This window comes from Brevundimonas sp. LPMIX5, from assembly GCF_003576505.1.
Lineage (GTDB): Bacteria > Pseudomonadota > Alphaproteobacteria > Caulobacterales > Caulobacteraceae > Brevundimonas > Brevundimonas naejangsanensis.
In genome coordinates, this window is sequence record NZ_QWTZ01000010.1 from 123257 (window position 1) to 146112 (window position 22856).

Here is a 22856-nt window from a genome sequence, read left to right on the forward strand (position 1 = left end):
TATTCAATGTTATCAATAAGTCATTGAGGGGGAGGCAGCCAATCCGGCTGACTAGAAGCTCTTCTGATCTAGTTTGCGCCGCGGAGAAAAATCTTAAAGAAGCTAAGCGAGCAGGAAGACGTATTATTGCGGAAGTCGGGGTCCCTCATTGGGATCACGCTAGCGAACTGCTGAAAATGCTTGGGTGGGGATTGGCCTCCCAGGATCTCGGCGCAACCCCCTTCACTCTTCGACTTTCAAGGGACGTGATTGCTGCAGGCATGGCTTCTCCCCGAGGGCTCGCCCGGTATTTGCAAGATAGGATCAGCAGGCACTTGCGTCATCGCCTGCCCCAGGAAGAACCAACCTTTTGGTTTGTGGTCGAGCAGGGTTTCGGGGACGAGCCGCACCTACACGGCGCCATTCTTATCCCCTCTGGTCGGGAAGATGTCGTTCGCAGTGCTTTGCGGGCGGCTGGTGGTTGCTGGCAAAATCCGGCCAGGCAATGTTCGTTCGGAATGCGGGGTAATCTGCCTAAGTGGGTCGGATATTGTACGAAATGGCTCTGGCGCTCCAAATGCATAATGGGCGGTAAAAATCTGATTGGGGCTACCCAAAGTATCCGTCGCGCTTCGAAGAAAAGCTATCAAGAATCCAGGGCTAATCGCGCCGTGCTCTATCCATAATAGTCGCCACCGAATGTTGCGGTTCGAGGAATATAGGATCGCATAGACCGTTCTTAATTTCTAGATATTGAATTGCCGGACGATAGCTAAATACTGCTTCTTTATTTGGGAGGCTAAGATGGCGCGTAGGGGGAATTGTGTGACGCCCGACCAGAAAGCGGCACTGGCGTTCGAATCGGCGAAGCGCCCCTGGATCAGGGCTGGCCCCAGCTGTTTGAGGTATGCGGTAGCAGGCGGGCTCCAAGCGAGCGTTGTCCGCAAAAAGGCAAGCGAACTGTCTCGAAAAACTGGGTGGGAGTCTGGCGTCTACGTCTTGGTACGTTGTCCTCCCAATATAGGAGATAGGGCGGTGGTTCGGGCCGCTCTCCGATTAGAAGCAGATATTCTGTACATAGGTCTATCAGAGACTAAGTGGCAAACGCGCCTAGCATTGTTGTCATCGGGGCTATCTGGAGGCTCAATGAGGCACGATGCCGCGAGGCGAATAGCTCGCGCCAACATCGATCCCGATGAGATCCGACTAATTTTGATCTCCTTCTCTCCTGCATTTTCCCTCGAATCTTTCCTGATCAATGAGTACGTCGGTCAGATGCAGGACTATCCTGTTTTTAACTTTGCGCGAGGGTGCAGAAGTCCGACAAAAGTACTGAAAACTGGCACGCGCATTAGATGGCCCTTATTATTCGCTTGTTTGCGGCTTAGGGCGTCGCCTGAGGATGAGATTAGCGCGCGGAATGCGGCTATCCTGCAATCTGAGCATTTAGTGGCGCAGCTCATAGCCGACAGGCGAAAAGGAGCGTCTCTTCGTGCAACCCGTTGATGCGGCAATATGTATTACTGCCGCGCTGCTCTTGATCGCGATCCTTGTCGCGTATCGCACGCACAAGGCCGATGAGCGGCGCAGACAGCAGTCAGGAAGGTCTATACGCGAACGTCATCGTTACCGAGGAAGGCTTAAGCTGCAAGTAAGTCGGCGCGGGCTGGCAAGGGGTGCGCGCTCAAGGGGCAGGCGATGAAACGGTCGGGCGATATTCGAGGCGGATCGAAAGCGAACCTTCGTCAGACGCTAGGTCTGCTTTGCTGGAGCCCTTCGGGTCTACCCAAACCAGCCATTTGATGTACCGGCGCGCGCCATCGGTTCGGACCAGTTATGTTTGCAGATGGCGTTGGGATCGAACTGCGCTGCCTCCAGCGTTGTTAGCAGCGATGGATGGTGCTCTTTGATGGCGGCCCAAGTGTTTAAGTATTTCTCTCTAACATATTGGTCGAGAGTCACATCGGTCATGTGATGGTGAATATTGCGGAGATAGATGACGTCGTAGGCTAGAAGCCAATCTAGGTCGGTTCCCTCGACAACGCAGGTGGGCAGCGGATACGTCGTGTCAGGCGAACTGATTTCGTCTAGCCGCTGCATTACGTGGACGAAGTGGCAGTCGTCATCAAACGGCGTTGTACGGAAAATATCGGAGTAGGCAACGAGGCGATTAGCCATGAACACGCCCATAGCCTTGATCGTCTTTTCCTTCTGGTAACACTCAACAAGAGCCTCTCCGTAGTAGGCCTCGAAATGCTCCTTCTTCGTGTGGGTGAAGTCACCCATCGTAAGGTAGGCTCGGAAATGCCGGTCGATGCCAACGAAGCGGTAGAAGAGGTCTTGGGCAAACTCGATCAACCACATCACAGCCTGCGACTTGGCGCTTAGCCATCCTTCACCAGCGTAGACCAGCATGGTGTCCGAGAAGACGATCACGCCGAAATCACGATCTTGGTGGACGTTTAGGTGGTCGATTCGGTCGAAGATGTCCGCCATCGCTTTGTCGTCGCGAACAAGGCCGCTGAAACCGAGGATGTCGACGTATAGAAAGAGCTTTTCTGACATTAAACTCGCCACTTTATCACCGCCGCTAACGAGACTTCGTTAGCCACGCCTCATCAACCGCCATGCATTCGGTGCCGTCAATGGGATAACCTATTCGACTTTCCAGGGGCTGTGGCTCGAAATCGATCGAAAACGATACAGATATGAAAGTTGTATCGAAATATAGCTAGACAGCAGTTTCGATACATCTTATTTACCGATACAGGTTTTCGATATGGAGTTGGTAGTGGCAAGGACGTTTGCGTATTGCCGAGTGAGCACCTCGGACCAAACCACCGACAACCAAATCAACGAGATTACGGGCGCTGGCTTCAGCGTCGAACCGAAGCGGATCATTACGGAGACCATTTCCGGCTCTGTGGCGTCTATGGAGCGCCCTGGATTTTCCAAACTCATTGACCGCCTGGAAGATGGCGACGTTCTGATCGTGACCAAGCTGGATCGCTTGGGCCGAAATGCGATGGATGTGCGAGCAACGGTTGAACGCCTAGCCGCTTCTGGCGTGAGGGTGCATTGTCTCGCTCTCGGTGGTGTGGACCTGACCAGCGCAGCAGGAAAAATGACGATGGGTGTCATTGCCGCTGTAAGCGAGTTTGAGCGCGATCTTCTGATTGAGCGGACGCAGGCTGGATTGAGCCGCGCCAGGGCTCAGGGACGCACCCTGGGGCGTCCACCGGCATTATCTGAGGCACAGCAAGCTGAGGTGCTCAAACTACGCTCAGAAAATCATAGCCTGGGTGCTCTTGCTGCCAAGTTCGGCGTGTCGCGCGCCGCCATCCAAAGGATTGAGAAGAAGCAAGCTTAGTCTAAGCGCTCTTGCCGCTAGGTTCAGCGCGCTTGGTGCCCGTTCTTCAAGGCAGTAAACAAGGCAGCAAACACCCCCGGCTCAATCATCCCGCCACCGCAATGGCGTGGGCTAAGCAGGGCCGGCAAGCCCTGCCAATCACGTTAGTTGAAGATAGTGGGCGGCTCTCCCTGAGGGGCTCCTCCGTGCCGCCCAATCAGTTCTTCGAGGGTCTGCCCTTCGAAGCCGCTGAACCACTCTTCGAGGTTTCCGCTACTTGGATTGAAACAGCAGTCCAACCCATACCAAAGGCGGCGCACGTCGTCGGCGCTCGGATCGCCTTTCCTTTCGAGATAGAGCACCCACCGCTCCACTCTGTCCCGCTCAGCCTTCAGAAGCTCTTGCTCGTTATCGTCGCCGTTCGACGAACCGACGTTTGATGTCCAGGCCCGCCATGACAGGGCTTGGAGGACATCGTCATCGGGATAGCTGTCTTCTAGATAGGTCAGCAGCTCATCTAACTGTGCCAGCCCGGTTTCCCGTACGCTCAAGCCGATGCAGGTCGCGACTTCATTCCTCAGTTCGGCCAAGGCGGCTTCAGGTTTATTCATACATGTAGGACCCCGCTCTCTCAGCGCCCACCATGGCCGCTTCCCGAAAGCCGCTAATCATTTAGGTCACAGGTCGCGAAAGATCGCATGGCCAATTTGCTCACTTAACTTATTGAAACTAATAGCTTTTGTTAAGCGGCCCTGATCCAATCAACGCCGTTGACGTGACCGAGCGAGAAATTTATACGTCAATGACGCACGTCACGGCTAAAAGTTTCTCGGAATGACGGACTTCAGCGGCAAACTCGCCAACCTCCCACAGGAAGAGCGAAGCACCATCCTCGCTGACATGGTGGAAAAAATGGCCCGCGAACGCGCCATGGAAATCGCTGGGCGGCTCCTAGATATTCACCCGGCGTTGGTCGAAAATTATTTCGTCAAAGCACGGCTTCGTGCAGCGCTGGAAGACCACGATCTGCGCGAGGATGTGGCCATTCCTGACCTCTCGCCCGATGATATCCGGGGCATCAGAAAAGCGATTTCTAGATCGCTCAAAGACTTTCAATCCAAGTTCGGCATCCCAGCACGAACTATGGAGGGATGGGAACAAGGTAGGCGCAAACCTGATGCGGTCGCGCTCATTCTGTTGCGGATCATTGAGGCAGACCCTAGCGCCGTTCGGAACGCTCTTACGGGCAGAATGGGGACATCGCCAATCGTTCGATAATCGATGGCTGCGCACTGATCCAGCGCTCACGGCACCGTCAGACCGCCGCCGCTGCGGCACTCGCAAGTTGTTGTGACGAATCAAACGGCGCAGTTGGCTGGGCGCTCGTGGTGCTGGTCATAGAACCGCGACCGGTGCTCAAGCTGTCGGCGAGGTGCGGAGCGTATGATTTCTGACATCGTTCCGGTCATCTGTCGGTCAGGAGGTCGCTGGTCGCGGGTCTGCGGGCCGGGGATTTCGATTAGCTTGGACTCCCAAACCTAAAAGATTTTGGGAGACTTGGAGCACTGGAAGCCAAGGGGCATCTGTGTGAGGCAGATTTGGGAATACGCGAGACCCTCACTAGACCACGGTCATGTGAGATCAAGCGCGAGCGTGAGCCCTAGCAAGCCAACAGCGATGCTTTTGCCACAATGACGCAGCTCAGCCGACCTTGAAGGGGGATGGCGCTTCGGTCGCCACAATAGTAGGCATCAACCGGGGGACGAAATGCCTACTATCAGATTGATCAAGCCACGCGACCAAGCCACCGGCAAAAATAGGCTTCTTCACGAGCTCAAGGCCGACCTTGCCGATCCCGGTTTCGAAGACCTCAAGATTGTTGTAGCTTACGCAAAATCGGGCCCAATCCTCCGCCTCCAACAAGCCTTCGCCGCGCTAAGAGGACGAGGAGGCAAGATAGAAGCGATCATTGGCATTGATCAACAAGGCACGAGTCGCCAAGCCTTGGAGTTAGGGCTTGCGCTGTTCGATGCGACTTATGTCACTCAAGAGAGAGGGATCACCTTCCACCCGAAGGCCTATATTTTCTCGGGAAGCGAAAAGGTTCGGATGTACATTGGGTCCAGCAACCTAACCGTTGGTGGAACCGAGACTAACTTCGAAGCATCAGCGGTCGTCGATTTGGACCCAGCGACTGAAGGGGCCACTGTAAATGAGCTCATGGAGCTCTGGACCGACCTCCTGCCTGTTAACTGCCCTGCGACGCGAAAACTCGACCTAGCTGCCCTCAATAGCTTGACCGCTCAAGGCTTTGTGCTTCCCGAGCGTGAAGTGCAACAGCGGACAGGCAAGGCAAAAAAAGGAACTCCCCTCGTCCCCAAGAGCGGCCTTCTGCTACAGCCTCCCACACCGCTTCCCAAGTCAGCGATGAAGCCTGGGCAACCGACTCCTGGCATAGCCACGAAAAGGGGAACGGCGTCCGCTCCTACGGGAACGGCAGTCGCGGGGATCGCGATGCAGATCACGCCACACCACAACGGCGAAATCTTTCTAAGCAAGATGGCCGCGAACGAGAACCCCTCGTTCTTCGCCTTCCCGTTCAAGGGCGTGACCGTTCCCAAAACAGCCACGGGCAAGCCATATCCTCAGCGCCTGCCCGATCCTGTAGTGAATATCGACGTGTACGGTGCCATGGGAGCGCTCACGTTGAGTTTGGCATCATACAGCCTCAACACCGTGTTCTATTCTCCTAAGAGCGAAATCAGAGTCACCGCATCCCCGCTGGTGCCGAAGGTCCCTCCATATTCCATCATGGTTATGAGGCCTGGAGCGACCGAGGGTGTGGACTACGATATTGAGATACACACGCCAGATAGTCCGGAGTATCCTAAATGGCGTAGCGTCTGCACAACGGCGATGCCTGGTGGGGGCAAGCCTCCTCGATGGTACGGGTGGTTCTAGACCTTCTCGAAGATTAGGACCTCATTCTTCGTAATCGCATTTTTCAGATGCAGCATTCGCTCGGTCGTTACATCGATCTCGATAGGCGTCAGAACCTTCAATCCGATATGTGCGGCCACCGCACTGACATGATCGCACGTGGCTATTTGCGTCCACGTCTCGCCAACCTTGGTGCGGCTGTCACCAACGACGTAGTAAGCGCGCGCGCCCACCTTAAGAACCCGCTTAACTTGTTTCAGTGTGTTTTGGATGTCGATGAAATACCTCCAGAGCAGCGCTGGCATATTGTCTCTTCGGAAACCGACACCTGCAACGCTATTTCCTTCAGATATATAACGCAAAGCTTTGATCATCTCGGCTGGAAGTTGAGCCTCAGCTGATTCTGAGTGAAGTATTTGCTCAAGGCGAACCTTATCTGATCGCTTGATCTCGCGTGATCCGGTGAGGCGCGCTTCGATAACAGATCGCTCGCTGGTCGGAACTCCCAGCACCGCAAGAATCGATAGGCGGTCAGTATCGATGTAAGGCAAGGCTGTAGCGTATGGCGGGCTAGTCACAACGCAATCGACGCTGTCGTCCACAAGCCCCATTTCGCGCAGACACGCTTCATCGCGAGAATCTCCCTCGCGAACGACTGGAGCAAACTGACGACCTGGAGCGCGAGCCTTCACCCTCCAGTATTTCTCTAGGCGGCGCGCTTGCAAAGACAGGCTCGAACGGAAGAGCTCCATCACTGGAGCATCTTCGAGCGGCTCCTTCCTCCTGCGTATCCGGAGATCAGACGGCTCCTGCTGGGAAATGTCCCGAATGATGCTGCTCACTACGACCTCGAGAAAATCGACCAACGTCGGCTCTCCGAAAAGCCGGATGTGGCCCAGCAGCCAATTGAGCTTGTCCAGAACCGGCGACGGGAACCAGCTTTCAAGCTCGACCAGATTGGCTTCAGAGAAATGGTCCCGGGCCGTAGGAAATACTCGTTGCTTCTCGGTCGCGATCATCAACGACGACATCGCGCCCCTTACGAGTTCCCGGTCCAACTGCAGCACGCCTGTTTTAGCGTGCGCGATCTTGGCGGCCAGCGGATTCATGTCCACGCCGTAGGACTTATAGCCGTTTAGAAAGCCCTCGAGTGGAACGGTGCCGCTTCCGCAGTACGGATCGAACACGACCGAGCCGATGCTGCACCCGCCCGCATTCAGGAGGCTTTTTGCAAGTTGGGGGTAGAACTTGCCCTTGTATGCATGGAGCCCGTGGGTGGCGTACTTGGGGTCCTTCCTAGTGGTCGGGTCGCTGTCCCCGTTCTCGAGAACGCTCTGCCACGTTTCCTGGGGGGACGCCTGACCGCCGCCGATCCGGTAGGTCTTCGAGAAAGCAGCTCTTCGCGCGTTCCAGAGGGCTGGCTGAGCAGCAGAAGAAACCAAGGTTTTAGCCGCACTTTCCGCCCCTACCGGAAGCCCGAGGGCTCGAAGTTCCGCGACTCGAAGATCAGCTTCATACGGCCACATTTTGTAAGCAGGCGGCTCGAAGACAATCTTCGCTGGCTCATTGGGCTTCCGCAAAATGAGGAGTTGCTCCGATCTCGCGCGTCGCGCCGCTGCGCTGAAAGACCGCTTCGTCTGATGGATGGGACGATCAATGATCCCTGCGACCTCGAAGCCAAGCGTCCGGCCCGCCTCAGCAAGCTCGGTGGCCGTAGAAAATGTTTCACCTTTGAAGACTGCATCACCGACGACGAGCACTGCGAAGCGGCCCGGCTGCAAAGCGCGGAAGCAACCTTTCAGCACCTTCGACATGTCGTCCCGGTATTCCGCGAAGTCGGTCCCCTTGCGTTGGTGCTTCAGGTGGGAACCTATCTCGAGCGCGCCGAAAGACCTTGGGTCGTGTCCCAGCCAAAAAAGGCGGAAGCGGTGGTAAAGGTGATAGTCCGTGGCATTGGGGTACGGGGGGGATGTCACGATCAAATCGACCGAACCCTCCGCCACGGAGGTGTCGAGTACGCTGCGGGAGTCCCCTTCCAAGAAGGTAGCTTGGGTTCCCAACAGCGAAGCACGTCCGGCCTCCAGCCGCTTAACTATGAGCTTAAGCGACTCTTGATACGCTTTAAGCACAAACGTTGGGGCGAGCTCTTTGTCATGCGCAACATACCGAGTTTCAGAATCTTGATTGGATACCCGGGTCACGATCCGCGACAGCGCAGCTAGAGCTACATCCCTCGCTTCCGCCTGCGTAATCTCGCCGATCAAATGTCGCAGCAACGCGAGCTCGCCAAGCGCCGCAATGCAAAACCATTTATGGAGGTTCGGAATGTCAGGTATGTGAGTGGAATGCTTCGCGATGAGACTTTCGCTCCAGCTCCGGCTCTTGCCGTGACCATTGGAACGATAGCCGTCCACAGCCGTCTGAAGCTCTGCCAAAGACGCTAGGGCTTCCTCGCGTAACGCAAGAGTTTTCACCCGGCCTACCATTGCGGAGAGAGGGTTCGCATCTACGGAAATGGCCCTTCTTCCCAGCCGAACGGCCTCGACCGCGGTGGTTCCGCTACCGCCGAAGGGATCCATCACGACGTCCCCTGGCAATGACAAAGCGCTGATTGCCTTTGCCGGGATTTGCGGGGGAAACTTCGCAGGATATGGATGCAGATCGTGGGTGAGGTACCGCGTATCCTCATCAGTGAAAGCCCAGTCGAGCGACTCCAAGCGCTTCAGAACGGCGGCGCTATCAAGAAGATCGTCTATCGATTTGGGCTCGTTCGGCGGTGCCGCCGCAAGATGGGCAGCGAGAGGCACCGCGTCATCGATCTGATTTTCGATCCAGCTGGAGAAGCTTTCGCCACTAATGTCTAGCTGCTCGGCCAGCGCCGCCTTCCGCACATCGGTTGTCTCAACGACAATACGCTCGCGAGCCATATCTGCATCCTTGTACATTTTTGCAGATTCTAACTCGCCGCGCCGCTGGAGCCAATGCCGCCTGTTACATTTTCCAAGCCTAGCGGTTGTTACGCGCACCTGTTACGCATAACCTCCAAATCGCTGCCAGACTCGGTATCGCGCCCTGATATTCCGTAAGGATTTGGCGACTTGGTAGAGCCTCCCTTTAGCTCAACCTCGCGCTAGGTGTGGAGATGGCCACGAGGCTGACCAGCTGGGCGTGATCTCCACTTTGTTTAATCCAAACTCGCTGGTCGTTGGCGGACGGATTGGTAATCGTGCAGGCCCCGATTGCCCATGTTTTTGCCTCAATCAGCGCTAAAAGCGTCGGTGCCAGGTAAAAGCTGGTTAACCAGAAGGCGGTGTCACCGAGCACCGTAGGCCCGCTCGATAAGCGCGCCGGACAGGGCGAACCTACGCTCTGTTGGACCTACCTAAATGTCTCTAACTTACCCTAATGTCGGCGGTGCCTTCGGCGCCCTTGAAACCATGTCCACGAAACAAGCTGGTCGCCTTCTCGGTCTCTCACACCGGACCCTTGAGGATTGGCGTCTCAAAGGCTTGGGGCCGCGTTTCCTAAAGTTGGGACGAAGGGTTCGATATCGGCTGGCTGATATCGCCGCGTATCAAGATGGTTGCACTTTCGCGAACACGGGCGAGGCTTTGGCAGCCTAAGTTCCTGTGGAAAACTGTGTCAGCGCGGTCTGCTTCCATCTTGCTTCCGCAAGTTGGGGCAACGCGCTGCCCACACATGCGCCTTCCTTAGCGCGTTGATATCAAAGGAAGAAATGGTGCCGCTTAGGTGACTCGAACACCTGACCCCCTCATTACGAATGAGGTGCTCTACCAGCTGAGCTAAAGCGGCTCCGGCGTCGCCCGCGTCATGGAGGCGCGAGCGAGCGAGGAGGGCTCTTTATACGGGCGCGGCGGGCTTGCCAAGAGCCGATAGCATCGCCGGTTCGTCGGGGGCGGCGGCGATGCGGATTTCGGCGAAATCGAACGGATGCAAGGGCGTGGCGGCGGCTTCGGAGATGCAGATGGCGATACGGCCGGAAGAGGCGGCGCGCGGCAGATTGGCCGCCAGGATTGTAGCAAGCGCGCGGGCGGCGCGGGGGGAGTGGAGCATCACAGCGTCGAAGGTTGCGGGCGCCGGGGCGTGGGTCTCGAAGGCGGCGTAGACGGGCAGGCGCTGGACCGGGCGGTCGGGCAGCAGGGCGGGCAGGTCGCCGGCCGGTTCGCGCGCGCCGGGGGCCAGCAGGGGACCGGGCGGGGCTTCGGCCGCGATCAGGCGGGCGAGGGCGTGGATGTCGCCTGCGGCCGAGCGCACGTCGGCGAAGCCTGCGGCGCGGGCGGCCTCGGCCGTCGCGTCGCCGACGGCGAAGACGGGGTGGTCGCGAAAACGCGGGGCCAACGGGGCGAAGGCCTCGACGCCGTTGGGGCTGGTCAGGGCGAGAACGGCGACGGCGGCCGGGTCAGGCGCGGCGTCGAGGGCGCCGGGCAGGGGCGCCAAGGTCAGCAGGGGGACGACGAGCGGGGTGAAGCCGAGGGCTGTCAGACGGTCCGCTGTGCGGGCGGCGCCCGGTTCGGCGCGCGTGACCCAGACGCGACGGATCGGCGTCATCGCTCTAAAGCGCGATCTTCTGGTCGCCGGCGACGGCCTGAATCTGGCCGCCGAGGTCGAGGCCGAGGGCGCGGGCGGCGGCGTGATCGGCGTCGGCGGCGATGTCGCCCGAGCGGGTCCAGCGGCCCGCGCCGTTGGGGCTGAGCATTTCGGTGCTGAGGTGCAGGCGGTCGTCCGCGATGTGGGCGTAGGCGCCGATGGCGGTGCGGCACGAGCCTTCCAGCGCGGCCATGGCGCCGCGCTCGGCGGCGACAGCGAGGGCGGTGGGGGCGTGGTTGAGGGCGCGGGTCCAGGCGGCGTTCACGTCGCCCTCGCGCGTCTGCAGGGCCAGGGCGCCCTGACCCGGCGCGGGCAGGAAGGCGTCCAGCGGCAGGCGCTGGCGGATGACGTCGTCGAGGCCCAGGCGGTTGAGGCCCGAACAGGCCAGCAGGATGGCGTCGAAGTCGCCGTCGCGCAGGCGCTTCAGCCGGGTGTCGACGTTGCCGCGCAGCATCTCGATGTTCAGGTCGGTGCGCAGGGCCAGGGCCTGCGCCTGACGACGCAGTGAAGCGGTGCCGAAACGGGCGCCCTGCGGCAGGTCGGCGAAGGTCGCGTAATGGTCGCTGATGAAGGCGTCGCGGGGGTCTTCGCGCTCTGGCACGGCGGCGATGGCCAGACCGGGAGGCTGTTCGGCAGGGACATCCTTCATCGAGTGGACGGCGACGTCGACGCGGCCGTCCAGCAGGGCCTCTTCGATCTCCTTGGTGAACAGGGCCTTGCCGCCGACTTCCAGCAGGCGGCGATCCTGGATGCGGTCGCCGGTGGTGACGATCTCGACCAGGGGGACAAGAGCTTCGATCTCGGGATCGGGCACGCCGAGCGCCCGGCCGATGGCGCGCTGCATCATGCCCGACTGGGCCAGAGCCAGGCGCGAACGCCGGGTGCCGATGCGCAGGAGAGGTTGAGTCACGTCGAGACGCCGTTGCGAAAGGGGGGGCGGGTCGCTAACTCCGCCCAATGAAGATGGACGCGGACTATAGCAGGGCGACGGACGGGGCAACCGGAGCGACCCTCACCGTGCTGGGCCTGGAGACCAGTTGCGACGAGACCGCCGCCTCGGTGGTGCGCCTGTCGGCGGCGGGCGCCGAAGTGCTGTCCAGCGTCATTCACAGCCAGATCGATGATCATGCGGCCTATGGCGGGGTGGTGCCGGAAATCGCCGCCCGCAGCCATGTGGAGATGATTGACGGGGTGACGCGCCGGGCCATGAGCGAGGCCGGGCTGGACTGGAGCGCGCTGGACGGCGTGGCGGCGACGGCGGGGCCGGGTCTGGTCGGCGGGGTCATGGTGGGCCTGTCCTACGGCAAGGCGGCGGCGCTGGCGCGGGGGCTGCCGCTGATCGCGGTCAACCATCTGGAAGGCCATGCGGTGTCGGCGCGGTTGGGGGCGGAGACGACCTATCCCTTTCTGCTGCTGCTGGTGTCCGGCGGGCACTGTCAGCTGCTGGAGGTGCGCGGCATCGGCGACATGAGCCGTCTGGGCACGACCATCGACGACGCGGCGGGCGAGGCCTTCGACAAGATCGCCAAGGCCATGGGGCTGGGCTATCCGGGCGGACCGGCGCTGGAGAGGCTGGCGGCGTCAGGCGATGGCTCGCGCTTCGAGCTGCCCAGGGCGCTGCTGGGGCGCAAGGACTGCGACTTCTCCTTCTCGGGGCTGAAGACGGCGGCCTCGCGACTGGCCCAGACCTGCGAGACGCAGCAGGATCGGGCCGATCTGGCCGATGCGGTGCAGAAGGCCATCGCGCGCCAGCTGGCGGAGCGGACCGAGCGGGCGATGAAGGTCTATGCCGAAGCGCATCCGGAACTCGCCAACGGCGCCCTCAAGCAGCCGAGCGCCGCGCGCGAGGGGGTAGGGCTTGACCAAGACGCCCTCAAGCAGCCGAGCGCCGCGCGCGAGGCGGTAGGGCGCAAGCTATTTGTGGTGGCTGGCGGGGTCGCGGCGAACAAGACGATCCGGCGGACGCTGGAGGATCTGGCGACGAAATACGGCTTCGCCTTCCTGGCGCCGCCGATGGCCTATTGCACCGACAATGCGGCGATGATCGCCCTGGCGGGGGCCGAGCGGCTGGAAAAAGGGCTGACGTCCGACATCGATGTCGCCGCCCGGCCGAGATGGCCTCTGGACGAGACGCGCGCCAGCGTTGATCCTGTGCACAAGAAAACGGGCCGCAAGGGCGCCAAGGCTTAAAGCGGCTTGGCTCCCGGCGGGGGTCGGGGGACCGGAGAAGACATGGAATTCCATACGGCAGGCGTAATTGGCGGCGGCGCCTGGGGCACGGCCCTGGCGCAGAGCGCGGCGGCAGCAGGGCTGGCGGTGGTGCTTCAGGCGCGTGAGGCCGAGGTGGTCGAGAGCATCCGCACGAGCCGGGTCAACGAGGCCTTCCTGCCGGGGGTCGAACTGGATTCGGCCATCAACGTGACTTCCGATCTGGCGGATCTGGCCGACTGCGACCTGATTCTGGCCGTGCCGCCCGCCCAGCATATGCGGGCGACGTTGCAGGCCTTCGCGCCTTATGCCCGGCCGGGCCTGCCCATCATCCTGTGCTCCAAGGGCATTGAGCGCGGCTCGTTGAAGCTGATGACCGATGTGCTGGCCGAGACGATCCCGTCAGCCACGGCCGCTGTGCTGTCGGGGCCGAGCTTCGCCGCCGAGGTGGCGCGCGGCCTGCCCAGCGCCGTGACCCTGGCCTGCGCCGATGCGGCGATGGCCGAGGCCCTGGCGGGCGCCCTGTCGGGGCCGGTCTTCCGGCCCTACTACGCCGACGACCTGATCGGGGCCGAGACCGGCGGGGCGCTGAAGAACGTCCTGGCCATCGCCTGCGGCATCGTCGAGGGCCGCGAACTGGGCCGAAGCGCCCACGCCGCCGTCATCACCCGCGGCTATGCCGAGATCGTGCGCGTGGCGACGGCGCTGGGCGGCAAGGCCGAGACGGTGGCGGGCCTGTGCGGCGTCGGCGATCTGGTGCTGACCTGCTCCAGCCCCCAGTCGCGCAACATGAGCCTGGGCCTGGCGCTGGGGCAAGGTTTGAGCGTTGAGCAGGCGCTGGCCGGTAAACGCTCGGTAGCCGAGGGCTATGAGAGCGCGCCCGCCGTGCGCGAGCTGACCCGCAAGCTGGGCGTCGACACGCCCATCTGCGAGGCGACGGCGGCGGTGCTGGCGGGAGAGCTGACGGTGGATCAGGCGATCGAGAGCCTGCTGACCCGCCCGCTGAAGCCCGAGCGCGAATAGTGACCGAAGAGGTTCCGGCGCCGGAGACGCAGGAGCGCAAGCGGGTCTGGAAGACGCCGCCGAACGTGGCCCTGTGTCTGGAGGCGGACATCGCCGATCCTGGCTCGCGCGGCTTCGTGCTGCAGATCGGCGAGGCCTTCTTTCACGGCTTCGTGGTGAGGAAGGACGGTCGGGTCGCGGGCTGGGTGGATCGCTGCCCGCACGCAGGCTTTCCCATCGCGGTGGAGCTGGATCGTTATCTGACGCCGGACGGGTCGCTGATCCTGTGCGGCTGGCACGGGGCGGCGTTCGAGCCGCTGTCGGGCGCCTGCGTCGCCGGGCCCTGCGCGGGCGGCAAGCTGGCGCCCTGGCCGGTCGAGGCCCGGGATGGGGTTATTCGGACCGCGTAAGCGCGGCCTATTCCTTCGGCACCAGCTTGGGGTCCTTGGTGAAGGCGTCGTCGACCTCGTCCTCGGTGATCCGCTTGGACGGATCGCCCGGCTGGTTGAGGTTCTGTTCCTCGGTGCCGTCGCCCATCATGCCGGGGTGAGGGTCCTTGGGGTCTTTCTCGGCCATCGTGATCTCCTTTGCATGGCTGCAAAAGCAATCCGGGGATGGAGCAGGGCGTTCCATCACGCCCGCGCGAGCTAGGAGATGCCTAGCGTTTCAGGCGTCGCGCGTTAGCCGTGGCCTTGGCGTGGACCGGCGCCAAGGCCTGTCCCTGCGCCTTCAGCGCCGCGCCGTAGAAGGCCCAGCCGTCGCTCATCGCCCGGCTCCACGCGCCCATCGCCCAGTCTGTCTGGGCGGCGGCGAAGGCGAAGGGGGTGTCGGCGCGCGCCAGTTTGGCCATGCAGTCGGCGGCCTCCGCCCCCTCGCGTGCGGCCACGCGGCCCGCCCGTTCGGCCAGATCCATCGCTCCGGCATAGGCGGCCCCGGCCGAGGCCGCCATGGCCTCGACCTTCTCGGTTCCCATGCGGCCCAGTTCGGCGTGGTCGGCGCGCAGCGGATTGGCCATCGCCTCGCCCATGATGCCTAGCCGCCGCGTGATCACGGCGGCCGAGGCCTCGGCCAGTTCCTGACCGGCCTGGGCGTTGCGCAGGGCGTTGCGGGCGGTCTTCTGCATGGGGCTCATGCAGCGACCCTGAGCCTGTTTCAGGCGACCGGCAAGACTTCCTGTGCGAAGTCGGTCAGATCGCGGATCAGGGCCGGGACGGCGGCGTCGATGATGCGCTGGCCTTTTTCCGGGGTCGCCTGCGCCGGGTCCGAGCCGATGCGGCCGTCGGGGAAGCGGGCGCGATAGTCGTTGGCGTCGCGGATCGGGCCGAACGGGGCGATCTTCGGCTCATAGTCGGCGGTCTTGATCCGGCCGGGATAGCCCGCCTGGGTCACAGCGATCTCGGACGGGGTGGCGTGGCTGCCGTGGCCCGTCGGGAAGATGTCCTCGCACAGCTTCTGCACGCCCGGCAGGTCCCACCAGTTGCGCAGCTTCAGCACGAAGGGCGGGCGCTCGGCCCAGGGCTCGGGCGTGAAGGACCAGTCGGCGTAGATTTCGGCGAAGGCGGCTTCGATGGTGGCGACGTTGCCGCCGTGGCCGTTCAGGAAATAGATGCGCTCGAAGCCGTGGCGGGTCAGCGACGACACCCAGTCGGCGATCGCCGCCATGAAGGTCGACGGGCGCAGGGTGATGGTGCCGGGAAAGGCCAGGTGGTGCTGGGCCATGCCGATGTTGAAGGTGGGCGTGACGACAAGGCTCTCGTCGCCCTTCTCGGCCGCGTGGGCGATGATCTCGGGGCACAGCCAGTCGGTGCCGAGAAGGCCCGTCGGGCCGTGCTGCTCATTGGAGCCGATCGGCACGATCACCGTCTTGGACAGCAGGGCGCCGGACTTCAGGCGCTCGTCGATCTCGGGCCAGGACGACAGGTGGATCAGCATGGGAAACGGCTCCGGCGGGCGCAAGGGAAAGGATTGAGGGCGGCTTTACGCTGATCCGCCTTCAGGGCCAACTTCAGGGCTAATCAGGCGCGGCCGTCTATTCCGGCGCGAAAGCGCGGACGAAACGGCGCGCGACCTCGCGCGCCCTGGCGGGCAGGTCGGCGATGTCGGGATGCGGCAGGCCCAGCACCGAGCGCAGATGGCCGTGGCCCAGCGCCATGCCGGTGAACATTTCGGCGGCGGCCAGGGCGTCGGGGACCGCCAGCCGCCCCGCCTCGTCCTGCGCCTTCAGCCAGGCGGCGATGCGCCGGACGCTCTCGCCCGGACCGGCGTCATAGATGGCGCGCGCCAGCTCCGGCGCTTCGGGCGAGACCAGGGCCACGCCGCGCAGGGAGGCGCCCTTGCCGCCCGTGCAGATCTTGCCGATCAGGGTCTCGGCGATGGCGGCCAGCACCGATTCGGGCTCGGCGCCTGAGGTCAGGGGCGCGGTGACGGCGTCCGAGCGCTGGGCCGCCAGCGCCCGACCGATCTCGGTCTTGGTCGCAAAGCGATTGTAGAGGGTCTGTTTCGAGACGCCCGCGCGCCGGGCGATCTCGCTCATCGAGGCCTTGGCGCCCTTTTCGACGAACAGGCCTGAAGCCGCCTCCAGTATGGCCTGGCTCTTCTGTTCGTCGATCTGGCCGCGGGCGCGGGGCATCAGTGAACGTCCGAGGAAGCGGCGGCGGGATTGGGCTTGGCCGGTTTGGACAGCAGCGTCAGGAATCCGGCGCAGGCGCAGCCGACGGCCAGCAGGGCGAAGGCGTCGCCGAAAGCCAGGGTCGTCGCCTGTTTCTGCAACATCCCATAGATCGCCTTCATCGCCGAGGCCTGCGGGTCGATGGAGCCCGAGAAACGCACGGCCATGCCGGCGATCATGTCGCGGACTCCCTGATGGGTCTGGTCGATGGCGCTGGTCAGCTCGGCCATGTGCAGGGCGGTGTTCTGGGTCAGGGAGGTGTTGAGGATGGCCAGGCCGAAGGCGCCGCCGACGTTGCGCGCCAGGTTCACCAGGCCCGAGGCGTTCTTGACCATATGCGGGGGCAGGGTGGCCATCGTCACCTGCTGCGAGGCGATCATGGCCAGCATGACGCCGGCGCCGCGCATGGCCTGGACCCCGGCGAACTCCCAGAAGCCCCACTGGTCCGTGACGATGCGGGCGTCCCACATGCCCCAGGCGGCCAGCATGAAACCGACGAACATCAGGATGCGCGCGTCGACCTTGCGCACCAGCCGCCCGGCGAAGGGGGCGGTGGCGAACATGGCCAGACCAGACACGATCATGGTGGTGCCGACCTCGGCCGCCGAATACTCGCGCACCCGACCCAGAAACAGCGGCAACAGGAAGGTGCCGCCGAACAGGGCCGCGCCGACGATGAAGGTCATCAGCACCCCCACCACGAAGTTGCGGTTGCCGAAGGCGCGCAGCTCGACGATGGGATTGCGGTAGGTCAGCGAGCGCCAGATGAAGGCCGGGCCGCAAATTCCCGCAATGATGCTGAGCAGCAGGATGTTGTCGTCCGCGAACCAGTCCTCCTTGGCGCCTTCCTCCAGCACGAACTGCAGGCTCATCAGGAAGGCGGCCATCAGGCCCAGGCCCCACCAGTCGAACCCCTTGGCCAGGCTGGGGTCGCCCTTGTCGAAATGGGCGTAGCGCCCGACCAGGAACAGGACGATCACGCCGGGGAAGACGTTGATGAAGAACAGCCAGTGCCAGCTCAACTGCTCGGTCAGATGGCCGCCCAGGGTCGGGCCGACGGTCGGGGCCAGGGTGACGATCAGCCCCATGATGACGCTGGCGGTCACGCGACGTTCGGGCGGGAAGGCGGTGAAGGCCACGGCGAAGACGGTGGGGATCATGGCCCCGCCGACAAACCCCTGCAGAGCGCGGAAGAGGATCATCATCTCGATGGACGACGACAGGCCGACCATGACGCTCATGATCAGGAAGCCGGTGCAGGAAGCCAGGAAGACGATCCGCGTGCCCCATAGCCGCGACAGATAGCCCGACAGGGGGATCATCACGACCTCGGGGATCAGATAGGCGGTCTGGATCCAGCTGATCTCATCGGCCGAGGCGCCGACCCCCGCCTGAATCTGCGGCAGGGAGGCGGCGACGATCTGAATGTCGAGAATGGCCATGAACTGGCCGATGACCATGCCCGCGAAGCCGAGCAGCAGGGCCGTCCAGTTGATCTCGGGCTGGGCGCCCGGTGCGGTCGTTGACGGCGCCGGGGCCGATGACGCGGCCGCGTCGGTCACGGGGCGGGACTCGTATTGGCGGCTTCGGCGAAGGCGGCGCCGCCCTGGCTCTTCAGATCGACCTTGACCTCGACCGACAGGCCGGGGCGCAGGATGATCGGCTGGCCCCTGTCGTCGCGCTCGACCGCGATGCGGACCGGCACGCGCTGGGTGATCTTGGTGAAGTTGCCGGTGGCGTTCTCGACCGGGATCAGGGCGAACTCAGAGCCGGTGGCCGGGGCGAAGCTGTCGATACGCCCTTGCAGCGACCGGCCGGGGAAGGCGTCGGCCTTGATCTCGACCGATTGGCCCAGCCGCATCCGTCCGACCTGCGTCTCCTTGAAGTTGGCGACCACATAGGCATCCGTTAGCGGCACCAGGGACATCAGCTGGCCGCCCGCCTGAACGACCTGACCCACGCGCACGCCGCGCGCGCCGACGACGCCCGCCACCGGGGCGCGGATCACCGTGCGCTCCAGCGTCAGCTGCGCCTGCTCGACCAGGGCGCGCGCCTGCTCCACGGCGGCCACGCTCTGCTGGCGCGACGAGCCCAGCACGGCGGCGGTGCGCTGCTGGGCGGTCAGGGCGGCCTGGGCCTGGGCGACCGAGGCGCTGGCGGTCTCGGCCGAGGCGCGCTGGGTCTCGATACGCTGCTGCGACACCCAGCCCTGATCGGCCAGCTTGCCGTAGCGGTCGACCTCGGCGCGGGCGAGATTGGACTGGGCCTGGGCCTGGGTCACGGCGGCGGCGCGGGCGGCGATGTTGGCCTGTTCCTGTTCGGCGCGGGCGTCGACATTGGCTACGGCGGCGTCCAGCGCCGCCAGATTGGCCTGGGCCTGAGCCAGGGCGGCGCGGGCGTCCGCATCATCCAGCTGGACCAGAATCTGACCGGCCTCGACGCGCTGGTTGTCCTTGACCAGGACCTCGACCACCTCGCCGCCGATGCGGGGACTGACAGCCACGGTGTCGGCCTGGACGAAGGCGTTGTCGGTGCCTTCCCAGCGCTGCTTGCCCTGCCACCAGACGACGCCTCCGACGATGAGGCCAAGGCCGACGACGCCGGCGACGATCAGGGGCAGACGCTTCTTGAGCGGGGCGGGGAGGGCCATGGGGGAGACAGCTCGCTTGGAATTTCGCGCGTAAAATGGACGGCGGCGTCCAGAATACAAGGGCGAACTGCGTAAAAATGTCGCAGAGGAGGCGTTCAGTCCCGCGCCGGCGCGAAATCGGCGCGCTCGAACCGCTGTCCCCGTTTCACGGTGAAGACCAGACGGCGCAGATTGGCCACGTCGGCGGACGGATCGCCCGCCACGAAGATCATGTTCGCCAGTTTGCCCGCCGCCAGCGTCCCCATATCGGCTTCCTGATTCAGGGCGCGGGCGGCGGTGGCTGTGGCGGCGACGATGACGTCGCCCGGCGTCATGCCGACAGCGTTCTGCAGCAGCTCCATCTCTTCCAGCAGGGCGGGCCAGGGATCGGCCTCCGGCGTTTCTCCGTCGGTGCCGGCGGCGATGGCGACCCCGGTGCGATAGGCCTGACGGGTCAGGGCGAAGACCATCGGCCCCGAACAGATCGGCTGGCGGGCGCCCGGCCGGTCTGAGACGGCGCGTTCCTGATCGGCGTAGACCCAGACGGTGGCGTCCAGGACGATCCCCTTGTCGCGCATCTGGTTCAGCAGGCCCTGCACCACCGGATTGTCGCCATTGAGGAAGGGGGCGCGGTCGATCGGCGTGCGGCTGGCGTAGCTCTGGGGGCGATCGGCGGGCGCCTGGGCCTGGTGGGCCAGGATGCAGGCGTGGGACATGACGTCGGGACCGGCGTCGATCACCTCCTGCGGCGTCGCCGGATAGACCATGGCGTGGGTCCAGACCGGAAGGCCCTGGCGATGGGCCTCGGCCGTGATCGCGCCGATCCGCTCCGCCGGCAGGTCGGCGTAGATCTTGATTCCGGAGGCGGAGGTTCCGCGCGCCATGGCGACGGCCAGGGGCAGGTCCGTCTCGGTGGTGATCGCCTGCATCCAGGGCGTTCGGCCCGGAATCTCGCCCGCCGTCACAGCCCTGGTGCGCGGGTCGTTGAAGAAGCCTTCACCCGCCATGAGGGCGGCGTAATAGATGTCGGGCGACGGAACCTCTCCTACCCGCGCCTGACGCGCCAGTTCGCCGACGGAGCGCAGGTCGTCGGCCATGCCGCGAACGGCGGTGACGCCCGAGTAAAGCCAGCGCCGCATGTGGACATGCGCCCTGTCGGCGTTCGGCGGAGTGGCGATATGCACATGGCTGTCGATCAGGCCGGGCAGGACATGAAGGCCGGAGACATCGACCCGTTCGGCGCTTGACGGCATGGCGTCGGCGTCAGGCTGGATCGCCAGGATGCGTTCGCCCTGAACAAGGATTGTGGTTCCGCGGCGCGGCGCGGCGCCTGTGCCGTCGATCAGGACCGCGCCGTGATAAGCGATGACGGGCGTGTCGGCGGCGGGGGTCTGGGCGGACGCCGACACGGCCAACGCCAAAAAGGCCGCTGCCGTCAGCGCGCGCGATAAATGGATCATGACCGTCTTTTCCCCTTGTCCCTGTTGCGGCTTGGGGGAAGGCGCTGCGGGCGTCAAGCGGCCCACCCCCGTTGACGAGGCGTCCGTGGAAGGCGAAGCCAGACGCATGACTGGCCGAAAATCGACCCTATCTGCGCCCGCCGCCCGCCCGCGCGCCGCGTCCCGCACCGCCAAGGCCGCCCTGACCCCGCCGCCGGGCAAGCGCTCGCGTCAGCCGAAAAAGGCGCCGGTCGGCGCGATCATCAGCTGGCCGCCGGACGAGGATCGGGTGGAGGAAATCTTCGTCCGCCTGTCGGGCGTCATGCCGGACCCGAAGACCGAGCTGGATTTCGTCAATCCCTATACGCTGGTGGTGGCGGTGGCCCTGTCGGCCCAGGCGACGGACGTGGGGGTCAACAAGGCGACCAAGGTCCTGTTCGCCGTCGCCGACACGCCGCAGAAGATGCTGGCTCTGGGCGAGGAGGGGCTGATCCCCCTGATCGCCTCCATCGGCCTGTATCGGACCAAGGCGAAGAACGTCATCGCCGCCGCGCGGATGCTGGTCGAGAAACACGGCGGCGAGGTGCCGCTGAACCGCGCCGACCTTCAGGCCCTGCCCGGCGTGGGGCGCAAGACCGCCAGCGTGGTGCTGAACGAACTGGGGATCGAGCCGGCCATTGCGGTGGACACCCACGTCTTCCGCGTCTCGCACCGGCTGGGGCTGGCCAACGCCGCGACGCCGGACAAGGTGGAGGCGCAACTGCACCAGGTGGTGCCCGAAGCCTGGCTGCCCAAGGCGCATCACTGGTTGATCCTGCACGGCCGCTACACCTGTCTGGCGCAGAGGCCGAAGTGCGGCGCCTGCGTGATCTCGGACCTGTGCCCGTCGCGGGCCAGCTTCATGGGGGTGTAATCGTTTCTCTTCCGTCATCCTCCGGCGAGCGGAGCGAGACCGGGGGACCCAGCGGCGCCGAAGGCGATCTTCCCGTCAGCGCCGCCTCTGCCTTTTTCGCGCTCACGCGCGCCGCTGGGTCCCCCGGTCTGCGCCGCTGCGCGGCTTGCCGGAGGATGACGGAAGTGGAGTGCTAGCGTCAGCGCTCCAGCCGGGCCCGCACCGCTTGGCCGAAGCGGGCTCCGGCTTGGGGCGCGGCGGCCAGGTAGAAGTCCGGCTCGATCAGCTCCGCCTCCATCAGCACCCAGTCGCCGCCGTCGTTCAGGGTCATGTCGATGCGGGCGTAGAGCAGGTCCTCGCCGATGGCGACCAGGGTGCGCTCGGCCAGGTCCAGCGCGCCCTGCGGCGCGACGTCCAGCGCCTGATACTGACCGCCGTACTGGGTCTGGATGCGGAACTCGCCCGCCGCGCCGGGGCGCTTGTTGACGACATGGCTCAACTCTCCGCCGAAATAGAGCAGGGAGGTCTCGCCCTTGGTCTCGATAGCCTTGAGGTAGGGCTGGATCATCGTGCCGCCGACGGGGGCGTTGGCCAGGGCCATGTCCAAGGGCTCGCCCGCCGTCACCCGCAGGGTGCGCCAGGCGCCGCCCGAGACGGTCGGTTTGACGATCAGGGTCTCGGCGCCTATCGCGGCGAAGGCGGCTTCCAGAACCGTAGCGTCCACATGGTCGGCGAAGATCGTCCGCGGGACGGCGACGCCCTTTTCCGACAGGCGGGCCAGATAGCGCTTGTCGGCGTTCCAGCGCAGGGTCTGGGCGGGATTGGCCAAAGGCGCGCCCGCCTCGGCCCAGGTCGAGCAGGCCTGGAGCCACCTGTCGTGGTCCTGATGATAGCCCCAGACAAGCAGCGGCAGGACCAGGGGAAAGTCCATCAGGGCGCGGGCGTTCTCGACATGGTCGGTCCACGGCGTCGGCCGCGCCGTGATCCCCGCCGTCGCCAGCGCCTCGCCCAGCCGGCCCAGCACGCCGGGCCACAGGGTCGAATAGGTGGGATCGGCCGGATCGGGGGTCAGGACGGCGACGTCGGTCATGGCGCGGCTCCGCAAGCCCCGGCGAGGGGCGTCTGCAACAGGTCCGACGGCT

The 22856-nt window shown here is 63.8% G+C and carries 21 protein-coding genes and 1 tRNA gene; 8 read left to right on the forward strand and 14 right to left on the reverse strand.

The genetic code is table 11. The features are described 5' to 3' along the window. Nucleotides 1–1761 precede the first annotated feature (1761 nt). Nucleotides 1762–2544 (reverse strand): hypothetical protein, encoded by a 783-nt coding sequence (locus D1604_RS10245; protein ID WP_119413198.1) that lies wholly within the window; start codon nt 2542–2544, stop codon nt 1762–1764. A gap of 214 nt (nt 2545–2758) precedes the next feature. Between D1604_RS10245 and D1604_RS10250 the strand changes: the two genes are divergently transcribed. After that, entirely contained in the window at nt 2759–3349 is a 591-nt protein-coding gene (locus tag D1604_RS10250; protein WP_233552033.1) for a recombinase family protein, read from the forward strand. Between the two features lie 143 nt (nt 3350–3492). Here the strand turns inward: D1604_RS10250 and D1604_RS10255 are convergent, their stop codons facing one another. After that, nucleotides 3493–3939 (reverse strand): hypothetical protein, encoded by a 447-nt coding sequence (locus tag D1604_RS10255; RefSeq protein ID WP_147399908.1) that lies wholly within the window; start codon nt 3937–3939, stop codon nt 3493–3495. Between the two features lie 223 nt (nt 3940–4162). Between D1604_RS10255 and D1604_RS10260 the strand changes: the two genes are divergently transcribed. Together D1604_RS10260 and D1604_RS10265 are read left to right on the forward strand one after the other, a co-directional pair. After that, nucleotides 4163–4606 (forward strand): helix-turn-helix domain-containing protein, encoded by a 444-nt coding sequence (locus D1604_RS10260; RefSeq protein ID WP_119413200.1) that lies wholly within the window; start codon nt 4163–4165, stop codon nt 4604–4606. Nucleotides 4607–5095: 489 nt separating this feature from the next. Continuing rightward, complete coding sequence (locus tag D1604_RS10265) at nt 5096–6289, forward strand: restriction endonuclease PLD domain-containing protein (protein WP_119413201.1); 1194 nt, start codon at nt 5096–5098, stop codon at nt 6287–6289. Here D1604_RS10265 and D1604_RS10270 read toward each other — a convergent pair. Next, nucleotides 6286–9195: a DNA methyltransferase gene (locus tag D1604_RS10270; RefSeq protein WP_158584924.1), complete on the reverse strand. Its 2910-nt coding sequence runs from the start codon at nt 9193–9195 to the stop codon at nt 6286–6288. The two genes, D1604_RS10265 and D1604_RS10270, sit on opposite strands and share 4 nt — an antisense overlap. A 510-nt stretch (nt 9196–9705) precedes the next feature. On the opposite strand from D1604_RS10270, the gene D1604_RS16090 reads away from it, so the two are divergent. After that, the gene (locus tag D1604_RS16090) at nt 9706–9891 is read left to right on the forward strand and encodes a helix-turn-helix transcriptional regulator (RefSeq protein WP_255413959.1); all 186 of its coding nucleotides are present in this window, start codon (nt 9706–9708) and stop codon (nt 9889–9891) included. Nucleotides 9892–10005: 114 nt separating this feature from the next. On the opposite strand, the gene D1604_RS10280 is transcribed toward D1604_RS16090, so the two are convergent. From D1604_RS10280 to hemC, 3 genes are all read right to left on the reverse strand, one after another. Continuing rightward, nucleotides 10006–10081: transfer RNA gene (locus tag D1604_RS10280), tRNA-Thr, on the reverse strand. A gap of 48 nt (nt 10082–10129) precedes the next feature. After that, nucleotides 10130–10837 (reverse strand): uroporphyrinogen-III synthase, encoded by a 708-nt coding sequence (locus tag D1604_RS10285; RefSeq protein ID WP_119413204.1) that lies wholly within the window; start codon nt 10835–10837, stop codon nt 10130–10132. A gap of 4 nt (nt 10838–10841) precedes the next feature. Then, the gene (hemC, locus tag D1604_RS10290) at nt 10842–11786 is read right to left on the reverse strand and encodes a hydroxymethylbilane synthase (RefSeq protein ID WP_255413958.1); all 945 of its coding nucleotides are present in this window, start codon (nt 11784–11786) and stop codon (nt 10842–10844) included. A gap of 47 nt (nt 11787–11833) precedes the next feature. On the opposite strand from hemC, the gene tsaD reads away from it, so the two are divergent. The 3 genes from tsaD to D1604_RS10305 are packed head-to-tail and all read left to right on the forward strand — an operon-like array spanning nt 11834 to nt 14496. Continuing rightward, the gene (tsaD, locus tag D1604_RS10295) at nt 11834–13066 is read left to right on the forward strand and encodes a tRNA (adenosine(37)-N6)-threonylcarbamoyltransferase complex transferase subunit TsaD (RefSeq protein WP_119413205.1); all 1233 of its coding nucleotides are present in this window, start codon (nt 11834–11836) and stop codon (nt 13064–13066) included. Nucleotides 13067–13108: 42 nt separating this feature from the next. After that, complete coding sequence (locus D1604_RS10300) at nt 13109–14107, forward strand: NAD(P)H-dependent glycerol-3-phosphate dehydrogenase (protein ID WP_119413206.1); 999 nt, start codon at nt 13109–13111, stop codon at nt 14105–14107. Beyond that, a complete protein-coding gene (locus D1604_RS10305; RefSeq protein ID WP_024354326.1) occupies nt 14107–14496 on the forward strand; it encodes a Rieske (2Fe-2S) protein in 390 nt (129 codons plus the stop codon). The genes D1604_RS10300 and D1604_RS10305 overlap by 1 nt, the downstream gene beginning before the upstream one ends. Before the next feature lie 7 nt (nt 14497–14503). On the opposite strand, the gene D1604_RS15810 is transcribed toward D1604_RS10305, so the two are convergent. The 7 genes from D1604_RS15810 to D1604_RS10335 all read right to left on the reverse strand — a co-directional run bounded on the left by D1604_RS15810 (nt 14504) and on the right by D1604_RS10335 (nt 20843). Continuing rightward, nucleotides 14504–14662, reverse strand: coding sequence for a hypothetical protein (locus D1604_RS15810; protein WP_233552034.1), 159 nt, complete (start codon nt 14660–14662; stop codon nt 14504–14506). Between the two features lie 82 nt (nt 14663–14744). Next, nucleotides 14745–15209 (reverse strand): phasin family protein, encoded by a 465-nt coding sequence (locus D1604_RS10310; protein WP_024354325.1) that lies wholly within the window; start codon nt 15207–15209, stop codon nt 14745–14747. A 29-nt stretch (nt 15210–15238) separates the two neighbouring features. Further along, entirely contained in the window at nt 15239–16018 is a 780-nt protein-coding gene (locus tag D1604_RS10315; RefSeq protein ID WP_119413207.1) for a creatininase family protein, read from the reverse strand. 97 nt (nt 16019–16115) lie between these two features. Continuing rightward, nucleotides 16116–16715, reverse strand: a complete 600-nt coding sequence (locus tag D1604_RS10320) for a TetR/AcrR family transcriptional regulator (RefSeq protein WP_119413208.1) — start codon at nt 16713–16715, stop codon at nt 16116–16118. Beyond that, a complete protein-coding gene (locus D1604_RS10325; protein ID WP_024354322.1) occupies nt 16715–18316 on the reverse strand; it encodes a DHA2 family efflux MFS transporter permease subunit in 1602 nt (533 codons plus the stop codon). Before D1604_RS10325 ends, D1604_RS10320 begins: the two co-directional genes overlap by 1 nt. Then, nucleotides 18313–19404: an HlyD family secretion protein gene (locus tag D1604_RS10330; RefSeq protein WP_119413209.1), complete on the reverse strand. Its 1092-nt coding sequence runs from the start codon at nt 19402–19404 to the stop codon at nt 18313–18315. Before D1604_RS10330 ends, D1604_RS10325 begins: the two co-directional genes overlap by 4 nt. 95 nt (nt 19405–19499) lie before the next feature. After that, the gene (locus tag D1604_RS10335; RefSeq protein ID WP_119413210.1) at nt 19500–20843 is read right to left on the reverse strand and encodes an amidohydrolase family protein; all 1344 of its coding nucleotides are present in this window, start codon (nt 20841–20843) and stop codon (nt 19500–19502) included. Nucleotides 20844–20949: 106 nt separating this feature from the next. Here D1604_RS10335 and nth point away from each other — a divergent pair, with 106 nt between their 5' ends. Further along, nucleotides 20950–21735: an endonuclease III gene (gene nth, locus D1604_RS10340; protein WP_119413211.1), complete on the forward strand. Its 786-nt coding sequence runs from the start codon at nt 20950–20952 to the stop codon at nt 21733–21735. A 178-nt stretch (nt 21736–21913) separates the two neighbouring features. Here nth and D1604_RS10345 read toward each other — a convergent pair whose 3' ends face one another. Continuing rightward, a complete protein-coding gene (locus D1604_RS10345; protein ID WP_119413212.1) occupies nt 21914–22804 on the reverse strand; it encodes an ATP-grasp domain-containing protein in 891 nt (296 codons plus the stop codon). Nucleotides 22805–22856: the final 52 nt, after the last annotated feature.